At 72.2% G+C, this 18,536-nt stretch carries 16 protein-coding genes; 11 read left to right on the forward strand and 5 right to left on the reverse strand.

Annotated features, from left to right (window positions below; all coding sequences use genetic code 11):
- Window positions 1-4: 4 nt before the first annotated feature.
- Both Acy02nite_RS41610 and Acy02nite_RS41615 read right to left on the reverse strand, forming a co-directional pair.
- Window positions 5-1,216, reverse strand: a complete 1,212-nt coding sequence (locus Acy02nite_RS41610) for a glycosyltransferase family 2 protein (protein WP_203754448.1) — start codon at window positions 1,214-1,216, stop codon at window positions 5-7.
- A 50-nt stretch (window positions 1,217-1,266) separates the two neighbouring features.
- Window positions 1,267-3,279 carry a thiamine pyrophosphate-binding protein gene (locus Acy02nite_RS41615; RefSeq protein WP_203754449.1) on the reverse strand — a complete coding sequence of 671 codons (2,013 nt, stop codon included), beginning with the start codon at window positions 3,277-3,279 and terminating at the stop codon, window positions 1,267-1,269.
- Window positions 3,280-3,443: 164 nt separating this feature from the next.
- Between Acy02nite_RS41615 and Acy02nite_RS41620 the strand changes: the two genes are divergently transcribed.
- The 4 genes from Acy02nite_RS41620 to Acy02nite_RS41635 all read left to right on the forward strand — a co-directional run bounded on the left by Acy02nite_RS41620 (window position 3,444) and on the right by Acy02nite_RS41635 (window position 8,500).
- Complete coding sequence (locus Acy02nite_RS41620) at window positions 3,444-4,646, forward strand: MFS transporter (RefSeq protein WP_203754450.1); 1,203 nt, start codon at window positions 3,444-3,446, stop codon at window positions 4,644-4,646.
- Window positions 4,647-4,946: 300 nt separating this feature from the next.
- Window positions 4,947-6,929: a CRTAC1 family protein gene (locus Acy02nite_RS41625; RefSeq protein WP_203754451.1), complete on the forward strand. Its 1,983-nt coding sequence runs from the start codon at window positions 4,947-4,949 to the stop codon at window positions 6,927-6,929.
- Window positions 6,926-7,990 carry an enediyne biosynthesis protein gene (locus Acy02nite_RS41630; RefSeq protein ID WP_203754452.1) on the forward strand — a complete coding sequence of 355 codons (1,065 nt, stop codon included), beginning with the start codon at window positions 6,926-6,928 and terminating at the stop codon, window positions 7,988-7,990. Before Acy02nite_RS41625 ends, Acy02nite_RS41630 begins: the two co-directional genes overlap by 4 nt.
- Window positions 7,991-8,056: 66 nt before the next feature.
- Entirely contained in the window at window positions 8,057-8,500 is a 444-nt protein-coding gene (locus Acy02nite_RS41635) for an SCP2 sterol-binding domain-containing protein (protein WP_203754453.1), read from the forward strand.
- 71 nt (window positions 8,501-8,571) lie between these two features.
- Here the strand turns inward: Acy02nite_RS41635 and Acy02nite_RS41640 are convergent, their stop codons facing one another.
- Window positions 8,572-10,209: a GMC family oxidoreductase N-terminal domain-containing protein gene (locus tag Acy02nite_RS41640; protein ID WP_203754455.1), complete on the reverse strand. Its 1,638-nt coding sequence runs from the start codon at window positions 10,207-10,209 to the stop codon at window positions 8,572-8,574.
- Window positions 10,206-10,775, reverse strand: coding sequence for a DUF5987 family protein (locus Acy02nite_RS41645; RefSeq protein WP_239175743.1), 570 nt, complete (start codon window positions 10,773-10,775; stop codon window positions 10,206-10,208). Before Acy02nite_RS41645 ends, Acy02nite_RS41640 begins: the two co-directional genes overlap by 4 nt.
- Window positions 10,776-10,959: 184 nt before the next feature.
- Between Acy02nite_RS41645 and Acy02nite_RS41650 the strand changes: the two genes are divergently transcribed.
- Window positions 10,960-11,382: an SgcJ/EcaC family oxidoreductase gene (locus Acy02nite_RS41650; protein ID WP_203754459.1), complete on the forward strand. Its 423-nt coding sequence runs from the start codon at window positions 10,960-10,962 to the stop codon at window positions 11,380-11,382.
- A gap of 38 nt (window positions 11,383-11,420) precedes the next feature.
- Window positions 11,421-12,230, forward strand: a complete 810-nt coding sequence (locus Acy02nite_RS41655) for a TIGR03084 family metal-binding protein (RefSeq protein WP_203754462.1) — start codon at window positions 11,421-11,423, stop codon at window positions 12,228-12,230.
- Window positions 12,231-12,279: 49 nt separating this feature from the next.
- Here Acy02nite_RS41655 and Acy02nite_RS41660 read toward each other — a convergent pair whose 3' ends face one another.
- A complete protein-coding gene (locus Acy02nite_RS41660; protein ID WP_203754464.1) occupies window positions 12,280-12,927 on the reverse strand; it encodes a MerR family transcriptional regulator in 648 nt (215 codons plus the stop codon).
- 273 nt (window positions 12,928-13,200) lie between these two features.
- Between Acy02nite_RS41660 and Acy02nite_RS41665 the strand changes: the two genes are divergently transcribed.
- The 5 genes from Acy02nite_RS41665 to Acy02nite_RS41685 all read left to right on the forward strand — a co-directional run bounded on the left by Acy02nite_RS41665 (window position 13,201) and on the right by Acy02nite_RS41685 (window position 18,531).
- Complete coding sequence (locus Acy02nite_RS41665; protein ID WP_239175745.1) at window positions 13,201-14,247, forward strand: carboxymuconolactone decarboxylase family protein; 1,047 nt, start codon at window positions 13,201-13,203, stop codon at window positions 14,245-14,247.
- Window positions 14,248-14,565: 318 nt separating this feature from the next.
- Window positions 14,566-15,348: a helix-turn-helix domain-containing protein gene (locus Acy02nite_RS41670; protein WP_203754469.1), complete on the forward strand. Its 783-nt coding sequence runs from the start codon at window positions 14,566-14,568 to the stop codon at window positions 15,346-15,348.
- 1 nt (window position 15,349) lies between these two features.
- The gene (locus tag Acy02nite_RS41675; protein WP_203754471.1) at window positions 15,350-16,423 is read left to right on the forward strand and encodes a carboxymuconolactone decarboxylase family protein; all 1,074 of its coding nucleotides are present in this window, start codon (window positions 15,350-15,352) and stop codon (window positions 16,421-16,423) included.
- A 22-nt stretch (window positions 16,424-16,445) separates the two neighbouring features.
- Complete coding sequence (locus Acy02nite_RS41680) at window positions 16,446-17,432, forward strand: DUF1702 family protein (protein ID WP_203754473.1); 987 nt, start codon at window positions 16,446-16,448, stop codon at window positions 17,430-17,432.
- A 112-nt stretch (window positions 17,433-17,544) separates the two neighbouring features.
- Window positions 17,545-18,531: a DUF1702 family protein gene (locus tag Acy02nite_RS41685; protein WP_203754475.1), complete on the forward strand. Its 987-nt coding sequence runs from the start codon at window positions 17,545-17,547 to the stop codon at window positions 18,529-18,531.
- Window positions 18,532-18,536 lie beyond the last annotated feature (5 nt).

Genomic DNA, 18,536 nt, shown 5'->3' on the forward strand with positions numbered 1-18,536 from the left:
ATCCCTAGGCCAACGCGGACGCGAACAGGTCGAGCCGGCCGATCGGTTCCCGCGGCCGCCAGCTCAGCGGCGGGATGTGGGCGTTGACCAGCTCGCCGTCCTCCCGCAGCTCGGACGCCGGCGGGTGCGGCATGTGCAGGTTGGGATCGTCGTACGTGTCGAAGGCGGAGGCGAAGTCCATCCGGTAGGCGAAGTCGTTGTCCTCGCCGCCCCAGCCCTGATACCGCTCGTCCATCCCGCCGATGTTGTGGAAGGCCGACGTGCGCACCCACACGCAGGCGCCCGGCGGCCGCCGCAGGTGGAAGGCGCGCAGCCGGTCCCGGTCGGGCTCGGCCAGGCCGTCGCGCAGCCGGTCGGCGATGGCGGCCGCCGCTGCCGCGTAGTCCAGGCAGACCATGTCCCGGTACGGGATGTGCCCCGCGGTGCCGGGGCGGCGGAAGCGGGCCATGTTGCGTTCGATGAAGTCGCGCTCGACCAGGATGTCGGCGTCCAGGATGCAGATTGCCTGCGCGCCGGCGGACGCGTGCACCACGCCGACGTTGACCGTCCACGACTTGGCGAAGACGCCCGGGTTGGGCGCGAAGAGATACTCGTCGACCAGCGGTTCGATGCTCTCCCGCCAGCGGGGCTCGGCGTCGGACTCCACGACCACCACCCGGTAGCGGTCACGCGGCACCGACTGGTCGCTCAGGGCCAGCAGGCAGGCGGTGAGGTTGTAGAGCCGCTTGCCGCCGGTGTGCCGGTCCTGGAACGGGATGACGACGAGCACGTCCGGGTCGCCGGCGCCGCGCCGGGCCGGGGCGGCCGCCACGCGGGCGCTGAGCTCGCGCAGTTCCGCCATGTCGACCGCCGCGGTGCCGGGATCGTAGTTCCGGCCGATGTGGTAACCGACCCGCGATCGGCATTCGGCCGTCCAGCCCGCGTCGAGCAGGGGCCGGACCGCGTCCCGCCCGGGTCCGTCGATCTCGGTGAGGGCCTGGCGCAACGCGAAGTAGGGCGCGGGCCGGTCGGGCTGGGTGAGGACGGCCTCGCTCAGCTCGCGGACGTGCTCCACGGGAGAGCGGCGGGCCGTGTCGACCACCGCGTCGGTGAACGGCTGGGCCAGCTCGCAGTAGTACAGGCCGGAGCGGCGGGCGCCCGGGTCGGCGGCCACGACGAGGTTGTCGGCGACGGCCCGGGCCAGGACGGCGGGGTCGGTGGGGACGAGAAGCGACATGGGAACCTCCGGTGAGTAGGCGGTGCGGGGAGCCGGGCGGGGCCGCGGTGTCACGCGGCCGCCGGCGCGATCTGCTCGAAGCCCTGGGTGAGCCAGATGCCGCGCCACACGGCGGGGTCGGACGGCAGGACCAGCTCGACCAGGCTCGGCCCGTCGACCTGGGCCGCGCGCCGCAGGGCGGCGGAGAATTCGGTCAGGCCGGTCCGGACCTCCTCCGGGTCACCGCCGATCGGCACGGCCACCCGCTCGGCCGCGACGCCGAGGGCCTCGGCGACCGCGCGGTACCGCATGCCGCTGACGTTGCTGAGGTAGTGACGCGGCCGGGTCTCGTACGAGGCCGCGGCCTGCTTCTTGAGCGAGACCGACTCGCCGTTGTTGCAGACCACGAAGACGATCCGGGCGTTCTCCTGCAGGGCGGCCACCAGACCCTGGAAGGAGTTGGTGAAGGCCTGGTCGCCGAGGGTGCACATGACCCGGACATCGGTACGGGCGATCGCCAGGCCGGTGGCGATGGGCAGGCCACCGCCGACGAAGCCGCCGTGGCCGCCGAAGACGCGCAGTCCCGCCGGCAGCTCGTCGTAGCTCTCGGAGATCAGGCCGCCGAACATCTGGCTGTCGTCGATCAGCACCGGGTTGTGCCACTCCCGCAGCACCCCGGCGAGGGCACCGACGATGGCGCCGCGCGCCTCCGCCACCTCGGCCGTGGCCGGCTCGGGGGTCACCCGGGCGGCTTCCCTGGCGCCGTCCGGGAACCAGGCCGGACGCCGGTCGGCCAGCCGGTCGGCCAGCCGGTCCAGGATCGCCCCGGGCGTGCCGACCAACATCGTGTCGCCGTCGCCCAGGTACTCGTTCTTGAGCACCTTCTCCGGATCGGTGTTGATCGCGATCTTGGTGCACCGCGGGAGCCGCCCGACGACCCGCTCGTACATGTTCCGGTCCTCGACGGTCACCAGCAGATCGGCCGCGTTCAGCAGGTCCATGTGCGCGGCGCTGAACTGGTTGAGCCAGCCCGCGAAGTTGGTCACCTCGTCGGTGCGCAGCCGCTCGAACAGCATCGGGCCGCGCCGGTAGCGCACCTGCAGGACGGGCGCCCCCACGGCCTGGCTGAGGCGGTCCAGCCCGGCTCGTACGCCGTCGTGGCGCAGGGCGTAGTCGTCGATCAGGATCAGCGGGCGCTCGGCGGACCGCAGGACGCGCACGGCGGCCTCGATCGACGCCTCGTCGGCGACGGCGGCCGGTGGCCCGGCGGGCGGGGTGGTCAACTCCGTCACGTCGATCCAGCGCTGCTCGGCCACGTCCTGCGGCACGCCGACGAGCGCGGGCCGGTGCGGCGCCTGCGCGACCGAGGCGAGAGCGTGCCGGACCTGCGCGACGAAACGGTGTGCGGCGCGCCGCCGGTCGGCCTCGCCGTCGGGCACCGGCGGCGCCTCCCACGACCAGCTGGCGAACGCGCTCATCCCCTCCGACAGGTCCGCCTCGCCGTGCGGTGGCAGGAAGCGGGTCGAGCCGGTCGACGGAAGGCCGACCACGTAGACGGTGCCGGCCTCGTTGCGGCGGGCGTCGGCGACGGCGCCGGCGGCGTTGGTGAAGCCCCGCGCGCCGTGCAGGATGGCGGCGCCGACGTTCGGCTTCAGCAGCGAGGCGCCGGCCGCCATGAACGCCGATTCCTTGTCGCCGCGGCCGTTGACCACCCGGATGCCGGACGCCTGGTCGACCGCGTCGCAGAGCGCGAGCTCGGAGGTGCCGGCGTAGACGAACACCTCGCTGACACCCGCCTCGGCCAGCAGCACGGCCACCGTCTCGGCGCCGGTCAGCATGATCTTCCAGTCGGCGATCTCGGCTGCGGCGGCGTGCGCGGTGGCCGGGAGGGCGTCACCGTCGCCCAGCCCGTCGAGCAGGCGGCGCCCGGCCGCGCCGGCGCCGCCGGCGAGCAGTTGGCCACACCGCAGCGCGTCGGGAGATCCGTCGGGCCGGCGGAACCGCGCGGTGATCCGGGCCACCGCCCCGGCCGATGCGTCGCCGTTGCCGTTCGGCGTGTTGATCGAACTGTTGTCCTGTGGCATCGCCTGGAACCCCCATGGTGTCGAGGAACTGACGAGGTCCACGGTGGACCGTCCGGTTTCAGCCTGAGTTCGGCGTGAATAGGATGGAGATTCAGCACGCTTTCAGTGAGCCTTTGGTGAGGGCACGATCAAGGGCGTGGCCAGTCGCGATGTCTGGAGGAGCCATGGAGAACGCCCCGTGGAATCGCCGGCGGCTCTGGCGGGGGCGAATTGCCACGTCGCTCGCCTTTCTGCTCTTCGGAACGGCATTGGGTGTTTGGACGGCGCGCATTCCGGCGATCAAGCAGAAACTCGGCCTGAGCGACGGGCGGCTGACGTTCGTCCTGCTCTCCTTCGCCGCCGGCTGCATCCTCGGCCTCGCGCTGCTGGGCCGGCTGTCCGACCGCGTCGGCAGCTCCCGGCTGCTGGCGGTGGCGGCGCTGCTGGAGGGGATGTTGCTGGCCGCGGTCGGGTTCAGCGGCAACCTGGCCGAGCTGTGCGTCGCGGTCTTCTGCTTCGGCGCCGCGCACGGCACCCTCAACATCGCGATGAACGCCAACGCGATCGAGGTGCAGCGCGGGTGGGGCGGCCCGATCATGTCCTCGTTCCATGCGATCTACAGCATCGGCGGTTTCGCCGGTGCGCTCATCGGGGGCCAGTTCGCCCGGCACTCCGTCGGTGTCGGCCCGACCTTCGCCGCCACCGGCCTGGGCGTCCTCGTCCTGGCGGCCTGGGCGGCGCTGTGGGTTCTGCCGGTCCGGCCCGCCGTCGGCGAGCCGGGTGCCGAGCCGGGTGCCGACCGGTCCGGCGGCCCTTCGCTGATCGTGGTGTTCTTCGGCGTGCTCGTGCTCTGCACCCTGGTCGGTGAGGGCGCGGCGGCCGACTGGAGTGCGGTCTACCTGCGCGACAACCTGCTGTCGACGCCCGGTTTCGCCGCGTACGGCTACGCCGCCTTCGCCATCATGATGACGGTGGGGCGGGTCTTCGGTGACTGGCTGGCCGCCACCCTGGGTCCGGTCCTGCTGGTACGCCTGGGTGGCGCGGTGGCCGCGGCCGGCCTGGGCGCCGGGCTGCTGATCGACCGCCCGGTGGCCGGGGTCGTCGGCTTCGGCCTGCTCGGGCTGGGGCTGTCAGGCATCGCCCCGCAGGTCTTCTCGACCGTCGGCAGCCGCGACACGCAGCGCTCGGGCCGCAACCTGTCGACGGTGGTGAGCATCGGCTACGTCGGGTTCCTGGTCGGTCCGATCCTCATCGGCGCGGCCGCCACCGTCGTCGGGCTCCCCACGGCGTTGTGGATTCCCGTCGTCCTGGCCGTTTTCGTCGCGGCCAGCGCCGGCGTGATGCGCCCGGAGCGGCGTAGGTCCGAGGCCGTGCCCACCGTGCCGTAGGGCCTGATCGGACTCGGTGCCCGGGGTAGCGACCGGGCCGGGCCGTGACCCGAGGCGGGGTGATCACCCGACGGACGTGCCGGCGTTTCCGCGGCCGCGGCGCCGGGCGCGTCTTCCTGCGTGCGCAGTGACTTTCCGCCCAGCACAGTGGGAGATGCTCCGGGGTGCCCGTTCCGGCATGGTCGAACCAGCCGGGACGCGAAGAACGACGCCGCCGCCCGGTGATCGGCCCGCCGCCTCTCCTCGCGGCTCGGAGGCCAACTCCGTCATCGGTGTCACCCACCAAGCAAGGGGGATCTCTTGCCCAGCCAACCTGTCGGACCGCTACGCCGGCTCGCCCCGGTCGTCTTCGTGCTCGCCCTGGCCGGCCTCTTCTTCACCGTGGCGCGCCTGCCCGGCGCCTCGGCCGCCGAGCGGGCGTCACTGGCGTCCCGGTTCCAGTTCCAGAAGATGGCCATCGCCCTGCCGCCCGGCCTGCCCAGCAACACCGTACGCAAGGTCAATTCGAAGTACGAGCACATCCGGTCCTGGATCTCGTCGGTCGGGGCCGCGATCGCCGTCAACGACCTCGACGGCGGCGGTGTCGCCAACGATCTCTGCCTGGTCGACACGCGGAGCGACGAGGCGATCGTCACCCCCGTGCCGGGATCGGGCGGCACCTACGCCCCGTTCACGCTGAACCCGGCGCCGCTGCCGAAGAGCGACACGATGGCGCCGATGGGCTGCGTGCCGGGCGACTTCAACGCGGACGGCCGCATGGACCTCATCGTCTACTACTGGGGCCGGACCCCGGTGCTCTACCTGCACCGCCCCGGGGCCACGGCGCTGACGATGAGCGCTTTCCAGCCGACCGAGTTGGTCGGGCAGTCCACCTCCACCGATGGCGACTATCACGGGGCGCTGTGGAACACCAACGCCGTGGCGGTGGCCGACTTCGACGGTGACGGGCATCCCGACGTCGGCGTCTTCAACTACTTCCCGGAGACCGCGGTCCTGGATCCGTACGGCAATCCGAACGTGCAGATGAACCATTCGCTGTCGCGCGCCGAGAACGCCGGTGGCCTGCACATCCTGCACTGGACGTCGGCCACCGGCGGGCCGGAGCCCAAGGTGACCTTCGAGGAGCAGAAGGACGCTGTCGACCCCGCGTACACGACGGGCTGGACGCTCGCCGCGGCCTCGACCGACCTCGACGGCGACCTGCTGCCCGAGCTCTACGTGGCCAACGACTTCGGCCAGGACCGCTTCTTCCACAACACCTCCGTGCCCGGGCAGATCAAGTTCGAGCTCGCCGAGGGCCGTCGTGGCGCCTTCACCCCGAAGTCGCTGGTGGTCGGGCACGACTCCTTCAAGGGGATGGGCGTCGAATTCGGCGACCTCGGCAGCACCGGGTCGTTCGACGGCTTCGTCAGCAACATCACTACGTCGTGGGGCCTGGAGGAGAGCAACTTCTACTGGAAGAACAACACCACGTCGCAGGCCGCCGCCCGGGAGAAGCTGAACCGCGGCGACGCGCCCTTCGACAACGACGCGGCGGACTCGGGGCTGGCCTGGACCGGCTGGGGCTGGGACGCCAAGACGGCCGACTTCGACAACAGCGGCAACCTGTCCGTCGTGCAGGCGGCCGGCTTCGTCAAGGGGACCATCAACCGGTGGGCGTGGCTGCAGGAACTGGCCGCGACGAACGACCTGATGCTGCAGAACCCGGACATGTGGCCGCACCAGCGGCCGGGCGACGACATCGCCGGGTCCCAGCCGTTCGCGTTCTGGGTCCGGGACAGCGCTGACCACTACACCAACATCGCGTCGTCGCTGGGAATGACCGACACGACGCCCAGCCGCGGCATCGCCGTCGCGGACACCACGGGCAACGGCGCGCAGGACTTCGCGGTGGCCCGGCAGTGGGGCGCGCCGGAGTTCTGGAAGAACGAACTGCGTGACACCAAGCCGTTCCTCGGGCTGCGGCTCTACCGCCCGCTCGCGGGCTCCGCGGCGGCGGGAGACGGGCAGAACCCGGGCTCGCCGGCCTACGGCGCCCAGGTCCGGATCACCACCGCGAGCGGGCACACCCAGGTGGCCCAGCTCGACGGGGGCGGCGGCCATTCCGGGAAGCGGAGCTTCGACGTGTTCTTCGGCCTCGGGGACAACGGCGCCCAGCCGGTCTCGGCGCAGATCTCCTGGCGTACGGCGGACGGAGCCGTTCAGCAGCAGACAGTCAGCCTGGCCCCGGGCTGGCACGACCTCATGCTCACCGATCAGGCTCAGGAGGTGACCTCGCGATGACCGATTCCCGTCAGATCAGCGCGATCGGTCGCGGCGCGACACCGCTGGTGGCCGACAGTCCGGCCCCGGTCAGTCCGGCCACCGCGCCGGCGACGGTGCCGGCCGCTCCCGACCCGCGGGCAGTCCCGCGCGTCGACCGGCGCGATCCCCGCTACATGGCGCTGCGCAACTTCGCCATCTCGATGTCGGTCTTCAACATTCTCGGGTACGCGGTCCTCGGCTTCGAGCAGCCCTGGACGTGGCCGTTGTTCGCCCTCGCGGTGGGCTACGGCACCGAGCTGATCGTGGAATGGATCTCGGCGCGAGCCTACCGGCGGCCGGCCGGCTATTCCGGCAACGGCCTCTGGGGCTTGTACACCTTCCTGCTGCCCACGCACATCACCGCCCTGGCCGCGAACATGCTGCTCTACGCGAACTCGAAGTTCTGGCCGATCGCCTTCGCGGTCGTCGTCGCCGTGGGACAGAAGGCGGTGCTGCAGGCGCCGATCAAGGGCCGGATGCGGCACTTCATGAATCCCTCGAACCTCGGGATCACGGTGACCCTGCTGGCCTTCTCCTGGGTCAACGTCGCCCCGCCCTACCACTTCACCGAAGAGGTCCCGGACACCTTCCGGATGCTGATCCCGATCATCATCCTCACCGCCGGCACCGTGCTGAACGGGATGCTCACCAAGAAGATCCCGCTCATCCTCGGCTGGCTCGGCACCTTCGTCATCCAGGCCCTGGTCCGGCACTTCATCTGGGACGTGGCGCTCTGGTCCTCGCTCGGGGTGATGACCGGCGTCGCTTTCATCCTGTTCACCAACTACATGGTCACCGACCCGGGCACGACGCCGTCGCTCGGCCGGTGGCAGTTCATGTTCGGATCCTCGGTCGCCATCGTCTACGCCGTCCTGATGCAGTTCAACGTCGTCTACACGTTGTTCTTCGCGGTGACCCTCGTCTGCCTGGCGCGCGGCATCTACTGGTGGATCCGGTGGGCGCGCGAGCGGCGGGCCGGGGAGCCGGTGCCGCCGGCCGGCATCGCGTCGACACCGAACGTCGTGGCCTCTACCAGCTGAGCGCAAGCGTCGACGGCCGGCCCGGCTCGTTCACGCCGGGCCGGCCCTCGTTGAGGGAGGTAAACCATGCCCATCCAGGCCGACCCGGCGATCGATCCGGGCACGTTCGCTCTGGAGGTGAAGGACGCCTCGGATCGGGAGCTGGAGGAGCTCATGCGCGGCTCCCGGCGTACGCCGGTGCTGACCGCGGTCTTCCGGGGAATGCCTGACGTGTTCCGGGCCGATCGGGCCGGATCGCTGCACGCCGTGGTGCACTGGCACGTAGGCCACCCCGGCGGCGGCCCCGAGGACGTGTGGGAGGTCGAGGTCCGCGACCGCCGTTGTGAGGTCCGCCCGGGCACGACGGCCGAACCCCGGCTGCGGCTGACCCTGGACGCCGTCAACTTCATCAAGATGACCACCGGGAACGCGCAGGCCTGGACGCTCTTCCTGCGCGGCCGGCTCAAGGCCCGCGGGGACCTGGGCCTGGCCAAGACGTTCCCGCGCCTCTTCGAGGTGCCCCGCGTCTGACCCGGCCGGACAACGAACGAGCCCACCGCTTCCACTGTGGAAGCGGTGGGCTCGTTCGTTGCCGCCCGCCGTCAGGCGACAGCCGGTGTCGTCGGGCGCGGCTCGGGCGCCGAGCGGGGCGGCGCGTCCACGTAGCGCACGGGCACGCCGCGGTCGAGCGCGGCCTGCACGATGCCCGGCACGGCCCGCTCGGCAAGCGCCGCGATGGTGAAGGCCGGATTCACCGTCAGGCCGGCCGGCACCGCCGATCCGTCGGTGACGAAGATGCCCGGATGACCGCGCAGCTCGTGCCGGTCGTCGAGGGCCGACGTGGCCGGGTCGTCACCGATCCGGCACGAGGCCAGCGGGTGCACCGTGTACGCGCCGATCACCTCGTCGGTCCACGGCATGACGCGGGCCAGCCCGTCGCGTTCGAGGATGTCGCGGATGTCGGCGTCGGCGCGCGCCCAGCCCGCCCTGGTCTGCTCGCTCGGCCGGTATCGCAGGGCGCCACGACTGAGCATCTGCTGGGCGATGCGGTCGGCGTTGCCGGTCTCCGGCGGCGGCCCGAAGACACCCTCGTTGCCGTCCTCGCTCATGATGAAGATGGTCAGCCAGGACCGCCAGCGGCGGAGCATCTCCTTCTTCTCCACGCCGAACCACGACGGCCCGGTCGCGTCCCGGACCTGGGCGAGGATCGTGCCGAAGCCGGGCGGGAAGTAGAGCTGCTCCAGCGAGTGCCGGCTGAACTCGGGCAGGTCCGGGTCCAGCCGGTCCCAGCTCGCGCACACCGGCCCCTTCCCGACCTGGTAACCCTCGTAGGCGACGCCGTCACCCCGGTCGAGCCCGAGCACGTCCCGGGCCTTCGCCTCGTCGATGACGGCCGTGTTGAGGCGCTCGCCGTTGCCGGAGAAGTGCCGTCCGACGGCCTCGGGGATCCCGCCCAGCGCCTCTTGCGACCGCTGGAGGATGACCGGCGTGGCGGCCGCACCGGCGGCCACGATGACGATCCGGGCGTCGATCGTGCCGGTTCCGGTGACGACCCGGTAATCGACCTCGTCCACCGTGTTGTAGTGCACGCGGTAGCCGCCGTCCCCGGTCGGCGCGATGTGTTGCACCTCGTGCAGTGGCCGCACCCGGGCTCCGTGCGAGACCGCGGCGGGGATGTAGTTGAGCAGCAGCGAGCGCTTGGCGTCGAAGCGGCACCCGGACATCATCCAGTTGCAGTTCGTGCACCGGGCCGGGTCGACGGCCGTCGGGACCGGGTTGGCGGTCCGGCCGGCGTGCGCGCACGCGGCGGCGAACAGGCCACCGGAGTAGGTGACGTCCTCCCACTCGCTGCGGGTGATGGGCAACGACTCGGCGACCATGTCGTACCACGGGTCGAGGACGTCCCGGGTGACGGAGCGTGGCCACAGCGGCCGGCCGAGCAGTCCCTGGCGCTCGAAGGTGAACCGGGGCGCGCGGGGCATGGCGGCGAAGTAGACGACGCTGCCACCGCCGACGCAGTTGCCGCCGAGCACGTTCATCCCGTCGCCCATGGTGAACTCGAAGACGCGGGTGCTGGCGCTGCCGAACTTGAGGTCGTGGTCGAAGTCGGCCCCGGTCAGCCAGGGGCCGCGTTCGAGGATCACGACGCGGGCGCCGCCGGCGGCCAGCCGGTACGCCGGGATCGAGCCGCCGAAGCCGCTGCCGATGACGACGACGTCGGTGCTCTCGGTGGGGGTCATGCCGGATCTCCCGTCGCGGCGGTGTGCGGGTGCGGCGTGGCGAGGGCACGCCGGTAGGAGAAGTCGGGAAAGCGCCAGAGGCCGTCCGGGTCGGGCCGGGCGAAGCCCATCTGGATGAGGCCGGGGTGCCCCGCGGCGAGGGCGTCGACCGTGTGCTCGGCGGCGCCGGTGTCCCACGCCATCACGCTGAACATGGCCAGCGACACCCAGAGGTCCTGCTCGGGATGCCCGGCCGCGGTCAGCGCCTGGACCAGCGCGGTCCGGTGCGGGAACGGCAGGGCCACGAACGGGGGCACCCCGGGTTCGAGGCGGACGCCGGCGCGTCCGGCGTACTCGACGGCGTGGTCGTTGAGGCCGGTCACCAGGGTGTCGAGCATGCCGGCGAGGCCACCCTCCACGGAGACCATCAGGTCGACCGCGCCGGAGGCTACGGCGCCGCCGCCGTCGGCCGCTCCGGCCACCGCCAGATCCCCCGCGCCGCGCCGCTCGCCCGGGATGATGGTGTCGGCGTACGCCTCGAGGGTCATCAGTTCGATGGGAGTCAGCTCCACTGCTACGTCGAGCATGCCTGCCCCTTTCGTCCGAAAAGGATTGGACGTCCATCGTCGGCCGGTGCCGTTCCCCGACGCATCTTCGGCGTTGCCCCGCCGCTGGTCCCGCACGCTGGAAGACGCTTGACCGGCCCGGATCCGGACAGGATGGACAGCGATCGCATTCGAGAAGGCACACGGACGAAAGCGGGTACCGAGAATGACCACGAGCACCGATGCCGCCGTCTTCGACGAGCGGGAACAGGCGGCCGTCGGCGCCATGCCGGGCCGGCTGGTGCGGGCCTGGAGCGACCACGACGCCGACGCCTTCGCCGCGCTCTTCGCCGAGGACGGCGCGCTCATCCTGCCCGGGGTGTACGTCTCCGGCCGGGCCGCCATCCGGGAGCACATGGCCGAGGCCTACCGCGGCGTCTACCGGGGCACCACCGTGACCGGCCGGCCGATCGCCGTCAAGCCCCTCGGCCCGGGCGCGGTGGCCCTGCTGACCGAGGGCGGGGTGATCGCGGCCGGGAGCACCGAGCTGGCCGCCGCCGACGCCATCCGGGCCTCGTGGATTCTGACCAAGAGGGACGGCGAGTGGCTCCTGTCGGTGTACCAGAACTCCCCGCGAGACCCGGCCTGAGTGGTCCGGGCGCGCACTCGACGAAGAGAGGTGGACCAATGACCGATGCGGCGCAAGTGACGACGGACCTGGCCGCGGACGGCGAGAGCATCGACGCGCTGGTGCGCGATCTCGAACCCGGCGCCTGGGCCACGCCGACCCCGGCCCCCGGCTGGACCGTGGCGCATCAGATCGCGCACCTGGCGGCCACGTTCCGGATGGCGACGATGGCCGCCGCGGACCCTGACTCGTTCATGGCGCTGACCGCCGGCCTGGGCCCGAACTTCACCGAGAACGTGACTCGGGCGCTCGGCCAGTATCTGAACGACCCGCCCGGGGTGCTGCTGACCCGGTGGCGGGAGGAGCGCGCGGCCGCGGTCAAGGCGCTTGCCGCGCTGCCCTACGGTCAGCTCGTGCCGTGGCTCGTGCGGCCCATCCCGGCCGGGATGCTGGCGTGCGCGGGGATGATGGAGATGTTCGGTCACGGCCAGGACATCGCGGACGCCCTGGGCGTACGCCGTACGCACACCGACCGGTTGCGCCACCTGGTGACCTTCGCCGTCCGGACGTGGGACTTCGGTTATCTGGCGCGCGGCCTCGACGTTCCCGGCGTGGCCTTCCGCTTCGAGATCACCGCACCCTCGGGGGAGCGGTGGGAGTTCGGGCCGGCCGATTCGCAGGAGCGCGTGACCGGCCCGGCCGAGGACTTCTGCCTGCTGGTGACGCGTCGCCGGCACCCCGATGACCTGGCTGTGCGGGCGGAGGGGCAGGTGGCGCCCGGCTGGTTGAGCATCGCGCAGGCCTATCGGGGGCCGGCCGGTGAGGGCCGCCGGCCGGGGCAGTTCGACAGGTCCGCCGGCGTCCGGTGAACCGTCAGGGGTTCCCGGCGCGACGGCGCCGGGGACCCCGGGCCACGGATCAGGAGTCGTCCGACGGGGCCGGCGCCAGCCCGGGCTGACGCGCGAGATAGTGCTCCTGGCCCAGTTCGCGCATCGCCGTGAGCGCCTCACGCAGCAGGATGCTGCGGGTGAGGTGCGCGGCCCGGCCGGTCGGGTCGGACGAGACGCGCCCGATCTCGAGCGCGGCGAGCCGGTCGGCCGCGTCGCGGTAGGCGTCGAGGAAGTCCGGATCGCAATCACAACCGAGGCGGCGCATCCCGGCTATGGCCAGGCCGAGGTGGAGGCGTGCCGCCGCGTCGGGCCGGACGTCCCAGCCCGCCGAGTCGATGATCCGGTCCACTTCCTTGCGGGCGAACTCCATGCTCTCGTCGTTCTCGACCGCGGCCTCCTTGCTCGCGATCTGCACCCGGTTGAGCTCCTCGAACAGACCGATCAGCGACACCTCGTCGTCCTCGGCGGCGGCCAGCAGCCGCCGCACCGACGTCAGGTCGAGTTCGCCGAGCGACGTCAGCGTCTTGATCAGGCGCAGCCGCCGAAGGTGGACCTTGCCGTAGTGGGCCTGGTTGCGGCCCGTCGGCTCACCCGGCGGAAGCAGTTGCGCGCGTTGATAGAACTTGATCGTCGCGACCGGCACGCCGGACTGGCGGCTCAGGTCCGAGATTCGCATCGTGACTCCCCCATGACTGACGACTTCGGGCCGGATGCCGGTGACGGTGCTGGCCAGGGCGGTGTCTCGGTGGGACGTCGGGGATGGTGGCCGGGGGCTCAGTACCGGGTGGATCTTCTGGTGGCTCGTCGGCAAGAAGACTAAGAGATCGCATCCTCATCGGCAACCATGGATAACCTCAGCGTTACCGAGAGTGACGGTTGTTCCGGCAAGTCAGAAGATGGCCGCCGGGTCCGCGACCGGCCACACTGGACAGTGCCGAAAGGGGATCCCGTGGCTACTCTGCTCGCGCGCGGTGCCCGCCGCCTGTCGCTGCGGCACATCCGACGCCTCACTGCCGTTCCTCCGTCCGCCGCGCCACCCCGGGTCCGGGCCGTCTACGACCAGGTGGAGACCGAGTTCGGCATGCTCGCGCCGCCGGTCGCCCTGCACGCGGCCGCCCCCGAGGTGCTGGACGCGGTGTGGCTCATGCTGCGCGAGACGCTGCTGGCCGGACGTCCGGGCGACCGGGCCGAGAAGGAGGCGGTCGCCGCGGCGGTCTCGGCGGCCAACTCGTGCCCCTATTGCACCGAGGTCCACGGCGCGGCCCTGGCTGGCCTGCGGCCCGGCGCCGATGCCCGGCTGATCGCCGGCGGGCGCGTCGAGGAGGTGCGTGACCCGCGTCTGCGCTCGCTGGCCCGCTGGGCGCGGGACGGCCGGCCGCCGCCCCCGGACGTCGGACCGAGCGGCCGGGCCGCCGCCATCGGCGTCGCCGTGACCTTTCACTACCTCAACCGGATGGTGAACATCTTCCTCGAGGACTCCCCGCTCGCCGGTGCGCCGGCGGTGCCCCGGGCGGTCGGCCGGCGGGCCGCGCCCCGGCTGTTCGGCCGCCTGGCGCGGACGCGCGTCGTCCCCGGCCGGCCGGCCACCACGCCCCACCTGCCCGGGGACCTGACGTGGGCGGCGCCGATCGCCTCGATCGGCGACGCGATGGTCCGCGCGTGCGCGGCGATCGAGGCGGCCGGCGCCGCGGTCCTGCCCGGCGCCGTCCGGGACCTCGTCGAGGCCCGGTTGGACGATCCGCGGGAGTGCGGGCCGGGCCTGGGTCTGCGGCCCTGGGCTGACGCGGCGCTGCGGGACCTGCCGGAGGAGCAGCGCGCCGTGGGGCGGCTGGCCCTGCTGGCCGCGTACGCCTCGAGCCGCGTCGCCGACGCGGACATCGCCGCCGTGCGTGCGGCCGGCCTCGGCGACGGCGCCCTGGTGCGGCTGACCGCCTGGGCGAGCATGGCGGCGGCGCGGCGGGCCGGACGCGTCCTGAGCGCCGGCGGCACGGGTTAGGCCCCGGCTGCCCGCCCGGCTGCGACACGCGGCCCGGGGTCGCCGGCCGTCACGATACCGGAAATCGATGCTCTCCATTTCGTGTAGTAGCGGTATCCGCTTCTTCTTCGTCATTGCTCAGCGTGTCCGCGTGGTTTCGAACTGTTGAAGATCCTCGTGGCCTCCGGTAGCGTCGTGGCGGCGGCAGCGATCAAATCCACAAGCATTTAAAAGGCTTCGCGAATCGCGTTTGTCGTTAGTCCTCGAAATGACGGGGCCGACCATTATGTGTCGTCTTCGGTCCTCAATGCGGCGCGTGCCGCTGACATGGGGGGTGTCATGGACGACTCGTCCGAGAAAGCGGTTCTGCGGGCTATCGACGCCATGCGGGAACGCATGGGTGAGCAACTCACGGTCGATGAGCTGGCCCGGACCGCGATGTTCAGCAAGTTCCACTTCACCCGGCTCTTCCAGCGGAGCACCGGCGTCTCGCCCGGCCGTTTCCTCTCGGCTCTGCGACTGCAACGGGCAAAAGAACTGCTCCTGACGACGTCCATGAACGTGGCGGACATCAGCGTGCAGGTCGGGTACAACAGCGTCGGCACGTTCAGCTCCCGGTTCAGCCGCAGCGTCGGCATGTCGCCCACCACCTACCGGCGGCACGCCGGGTTCGCCCCGTCGATCCGGCCGGTCCGGCGATCCCACTCGGCGCGGCCGTCGGACGCCCGCATGGCGGTCCGGTTGCGGGTGTCCGAGCCGGCCGGCGACGCGCTGATCTTCGTGGGCGTCTTTCCCGAGCGCATCCCCGAGGGTCAGCCGGCGCAGTGCGCAGTCGTCGCCGGCGGCGGGCGGGTGCTGCTGGACCAGGTGCCGGCCGGCACCTGGTACCTGCTGGCCCAATCGGTGCTCGAGGACGCGGACGCCGAGCCGGTGATAGCGGTGGCCACCTACGGTCCGGTCACCGTGCGGGCCGGCTCGCTCATCCGGGCCGACCTGGTCCTCAAGCCCAGCCGGGCGCTGGACCCGCCGGTGCTGATGGCCCTGACCGACGCGCGCAAGCACGCGCTGAGCCGGATGCGCGACTCCTACTCCGCGCTGGCCGAGCAAGCGACGGTGGCCTGACATGGTCGCCGATCGCGTCTCCTCGATCGTGACCCAGCGGCACGTCCGGCATGTCGACCCGGTCCTCGCCACGCACGCCACCGGGCTGGTCGCCGAGGTGTATCGGCAGGTGGCCGAGGAGATGCGGCTGGTCATCCCGCCCGCGATGCTGCATTCACCGTCGCCCGAGGTCCTGGCCGCCTACTGGGCGCTGATCCGGGAGCCGCTGATGCCGCCCGGCCGCGCGGGCCGCCTGGTCAAGGAGGCGGTCGCGGCCGCCGTGGCGGTGGCCAGCACCTGTCCGTACTGCACCGACATGCACACGGTGGGGCTGTACGAACTGTCCGGGGAGCGCGACGCCGAAGCGATCGGCGGCGACCACCTCGGCGAGATCACCGACGCCCGGCTGCGCCAGATCGTCGCCTGGGCGCGCGGTGCCCACCGGGACGGCGGCCCGCCGCTGCCACCCGGGATCGCGGCCGCCGAGCGGGCCGAGCTGATCGGCGTCGTGGTGGGCTTCCACTACCTGAGCCGGATGGTCAACGTCTTCCTCACCGGCTCGCTGCTGCCGCCGCGCTTGAGTCCTCGCTCGCGGCGTCGGCTCAAGCGCGGGCTCAGCTACGTGATGAAGCCGTCCGTCCGGGGCGACCACCCGGCCGGCCGTGCCAACGGGCTGCTGCCGCCGGCCCCGCCGCGGCCGGACCTGGCCTGGGCCGGGGACAGCCCGGTGCTGGCCGACGCGGTGGCCCGCGCCTTCGGCGTCTTCGAACTGGCCGGCGAGCGCTCGCTGGACGTCGCCGTGCGGCGCCTGGTGCTGGACCGCTTGGACGACTGGGCCGGTGAGGACACCGGCCTCAGCACCGGGTGGTGCGAGGACCTTGTCGGGGAGCTGCCACCGGCACCGCGCGCGGCGGCCCGGCTGGCGCTGCTCACGGCGCTGGCGTCGCACCAGGTCACGGATCGGGCGGTGGAGGAGTTCCGGCGTCACCACCCCGGCGATCGGCGGCTGATCGACGCCACCGCGTGGGCGAGCGCCGCCGCGGCCGCCCGGGTGGGCGCCCGCCACAACGGCGCGGTCCGCGCGGACACCGCCTAGCAGACAAGCGGAAGGCAGACAGATGTCGATCCCCGGTACGATCCGCCGGCTGGCCATGGCGCCGTCGCTGCGTTCGGTGACCTTCGCGGCGCGCGGTTTCCCGGTCGTCGAGACCCCGGCGACGCGCCGGCTCGAAGCCATCCCGGAGTCGGTGGTCGTCGGCTTCGAATGGGGTATCGAGGTCCGCGGGCTGGACGAGCTGGTCCGCCGGCTGGAACTGGTCGACCCCGAGATGCGCGGCTTCGCGTACGAGGGGGCCGCCATGGCCTGCACGATCCGCGACGCGATGGCGGCCGGGCGCGGGCGCCGGGCGCGGGACCTGCTCTCCGGCCCGGGGGTGCCGCACACCTTCCTGACCTACATCGGCATCGGCTTCGCCATGGCTCGTCTGCCCCGGCCCGCCTGGCGTGGCGTCCTGCCCGACCTGACCGGAACGCCGTACTACCCGACCATGAGCTGGCTGGCCGTGGACGGCTACGGTTTCGACCGCGCCTACTTCCGGACCGACCGCCATGTCGAACGGCAGCTGCGCCTGCCCGCCTATCCCTGGCTGGGCCGGCCGGACTACTTCCCGCGGGCCGTCGACCAGGGCATCGGGCGCGCGCTGTGGTTCATCCACGGTGGACGGCCGGACGCCGTCGGGAGCGGGGTGGCCCGGTTCGCCGCCGATCGGCGCTCCGATCTGTGGAGCGGCGTCGGCCTGGCCGCCACGTTCGCCGGCGGCTGCGACGCGGCCGGGTTGGCCGCCCTGCGCCGGCACGCCGGCCCGGACGCGACCCACCTCGCTCAGGGCGCGGTCTTCGCGGCCAAGGCGCGGGACTTCTCCGGCTTCGTGCCGGCCCACTCGGAGGCGGCGATCGAGGCGCTGGCCGGTCTCACCGTGGCCGCCGCGGCCGAGCTCGCCGACGACGCGGCCGACGGCGGCCCCGCGGCCGCCGGGGAGCTCGACTACGAGAACTGGCGCACCCGCATCCGGGCCCGGATCGCCGATCGCGGGCCCGGCGCCTGAGAAAACCGGCAGATCCCGCCGATCGGCGGCGGCCTCGCGGCAATGGAGAAGATGAATCCCCGCCGCGAGCCGCCGAGAATCGGATGTACATCGTACGAGGACGGGATCTCTCATGGCAGCTCTCGCAGCATTACGTCGCCGCATACTCACCCCGGACGTCGCTGAGACCAGCCTTTCCGTGCGCGGTTTTCATTACAAGAACGCGCAGGCGAAGGAACGGCTCGAGGAGGTCGGCAAGTCATTCCTGAAGGGCTTCGCGCTGGCTGCGGAAAGCCGCCGTCCCGGTGACGCCGAAACCGGCTTGGACGAAATGACCACCGCCTTCCGGGGTTTCGCCTACGAGGGCGCGGCGATGGCGCTGGCCATCCGGGACGCCATTCCGATCGGGGGCCGCCGGCACGTCGAGGAGTTCCTGGCCGGCCCGGGCGACCCCCACGTCTACATGGCCTACGTCGGCGTCGGTTGGGCGATGGCACGCGTGCCACGGCTCTTCTGGTCCGGGCTGCACGCGCCCGACCCGCTGCTGCGGTGGCTGGTACTCGACGGGTATGGATTCCACCAGGCGTACTTCAAGACCGCCGCGTACGTCGACGGCCAGACCCGGCACGAGCGGTTCCCCTGGCCGGCCGGCGGTCCCCAGTGGTACGCGGCCCGGGTCATCGACCAGGGCGTCGGCCGGGCCATGTGGTTCGTCGCCGGGACCGACGCGCGGCGGCTGCACGAGATGATCAGCCGTTTCCCCGAAAGCCGCCGGTCCGACCTCTACAGCGGGGCCGGGCTGGCCGCCACCTACGCCGGGGGCGCCGACGAGGAGGAGCTGCGGTGGCTGCTCGACGCGGCCGGCCCGTACGCGGGTGACCTGGCGCAGGGCTCGTCCTTCGCGGCCGGCGCCCGGGTCCGGGCCGGTCTCGTCGTGCCCGGCACCGAGGTGGGGACGCGGGTGTTCTGCGGCTGCTCGGCGGCCGAGGCGTCGGCGATCAACGACGCCGCCCTCGCCGGACTCGACCACGCCGGGCCGCTGCCGGCCTACGAGCAATGGCGGCAACGCATCAAGGACACATACGTGACGGCCCGCGGCATCCAGTCGCCGGCCGCGTGAGGCTT

Source organism: Actinoplanes cyaneus (genome assembly GCF_016862095.1).
In the GTDB taxonomy this organism is placed as follows: domain Bacteria; phylum Actinomycetota; class Actinomycetes; order Mycobacteriales; family Micromonosporaceae; genus Actinoplanes; species Actinoplanes cyaneus.

Bases quoted from the DNA above. Each gene is read 5' to 3' on its own strand.
- Acy02nite_RS41610 (WP_203754448.1), bottom strand. From the start codon at position 1,216: ATGTCGCTTCTCGTCCCCACCGACCCCGCCGTCCTGGCCCGGGCCGTC.
- Acy02nite_RS41615 (WP_203754449.1), bottom strand. From the start codon at position 3,279: ATGCCACAGGACAACAGTTCGATCAACACGCCGAACGGCAACGGCGAC.
- Acy02nite_RS41620 (WP_203754450.1), top strand. From the start codon at position 3,444: ATGGAGAACGCCCCGTGGAATCGCCGGCGGCTCTGGCGGGGGCGAATT.
- Acy02nite_RS41630 (WP_203754452.1), top strand. From the start codon at position 6,926: ATGACCGATTCCCGTCAGATCAGCGCGATCGGTCGCGGCGCGACACCG.
- Acy02nite_RS41635 (WP_203754453.1), top strand. From the start codon at position 8,057: ATGCCCATCCAGGCCGACCCGGCGATCGATCCGGGCACGTTCGCTCTG.
- Acy02nite_RS41640 (WP_203754455.1), bottom strand. From the start codon at position 10,209: ATGACCCCCACCGAGAGCACCGACGTCGTCGTCATCGGCAGCGGCTTC.
- Acy02nite_RS41645 (WP_239175743.1), bottom strand. From the start codon at position 10,775: ATGCTCGACGTAGCAGTGGAGCTGACTCCCATCGAACTGATGACCCTC.
- Acy02nite_RS41650 (WP_203754459.1), top strand. From the start codon at position 10,960: ATGACCACGAGCACCGATGCCGCCGTCTTCGACGAGCGGGAACAGGCG.
- Acy02nite_RS41655 (WP_203754462.1), top strand. From the start codon at position 11,421: ATGACCGATGCGGCGCAAGTGACGACGGACCTGGCCGCGGACGGCGAG.
- Acy02nite_RS41660 (WP_203754464.1), bottom strand. From the start codon at position 12,927: ATGCGAATCTCGGACCTGAGCCGCCAGTCCGGCGTGCCGGTCGCGACG.
- Acy02nite_RS41670 (WP_203754469.1), top strand. From the start codon at position 14,566: ATGGACGACTCGTCCGAGAAAGCGGTTCTGCGGGCTATCGACGCCATG.
- Acy02nite_RS41675 (WP_203754471.1), top strand. From the start codon at position 15,350: ATGGTCGCCGATCGCGTCTCCTCGATCGTGACCCAGCGGCACGTCCGG.
- Acy02nite_RS41680 (WP_203754473.1), top strand. From the start codon at position 16,446: ATGTCGATCCCCGGTACGATCCGCCGGCTGGCCATGGCGCCGTCGCTG.
- Acy02nite_RS41685 (WP_203754475.1), top strand. From the start codon at position 17,545: ATGGCAGCTCTCGCAGCATTACGTCGCCGCATACTCACCCCGGACGTC.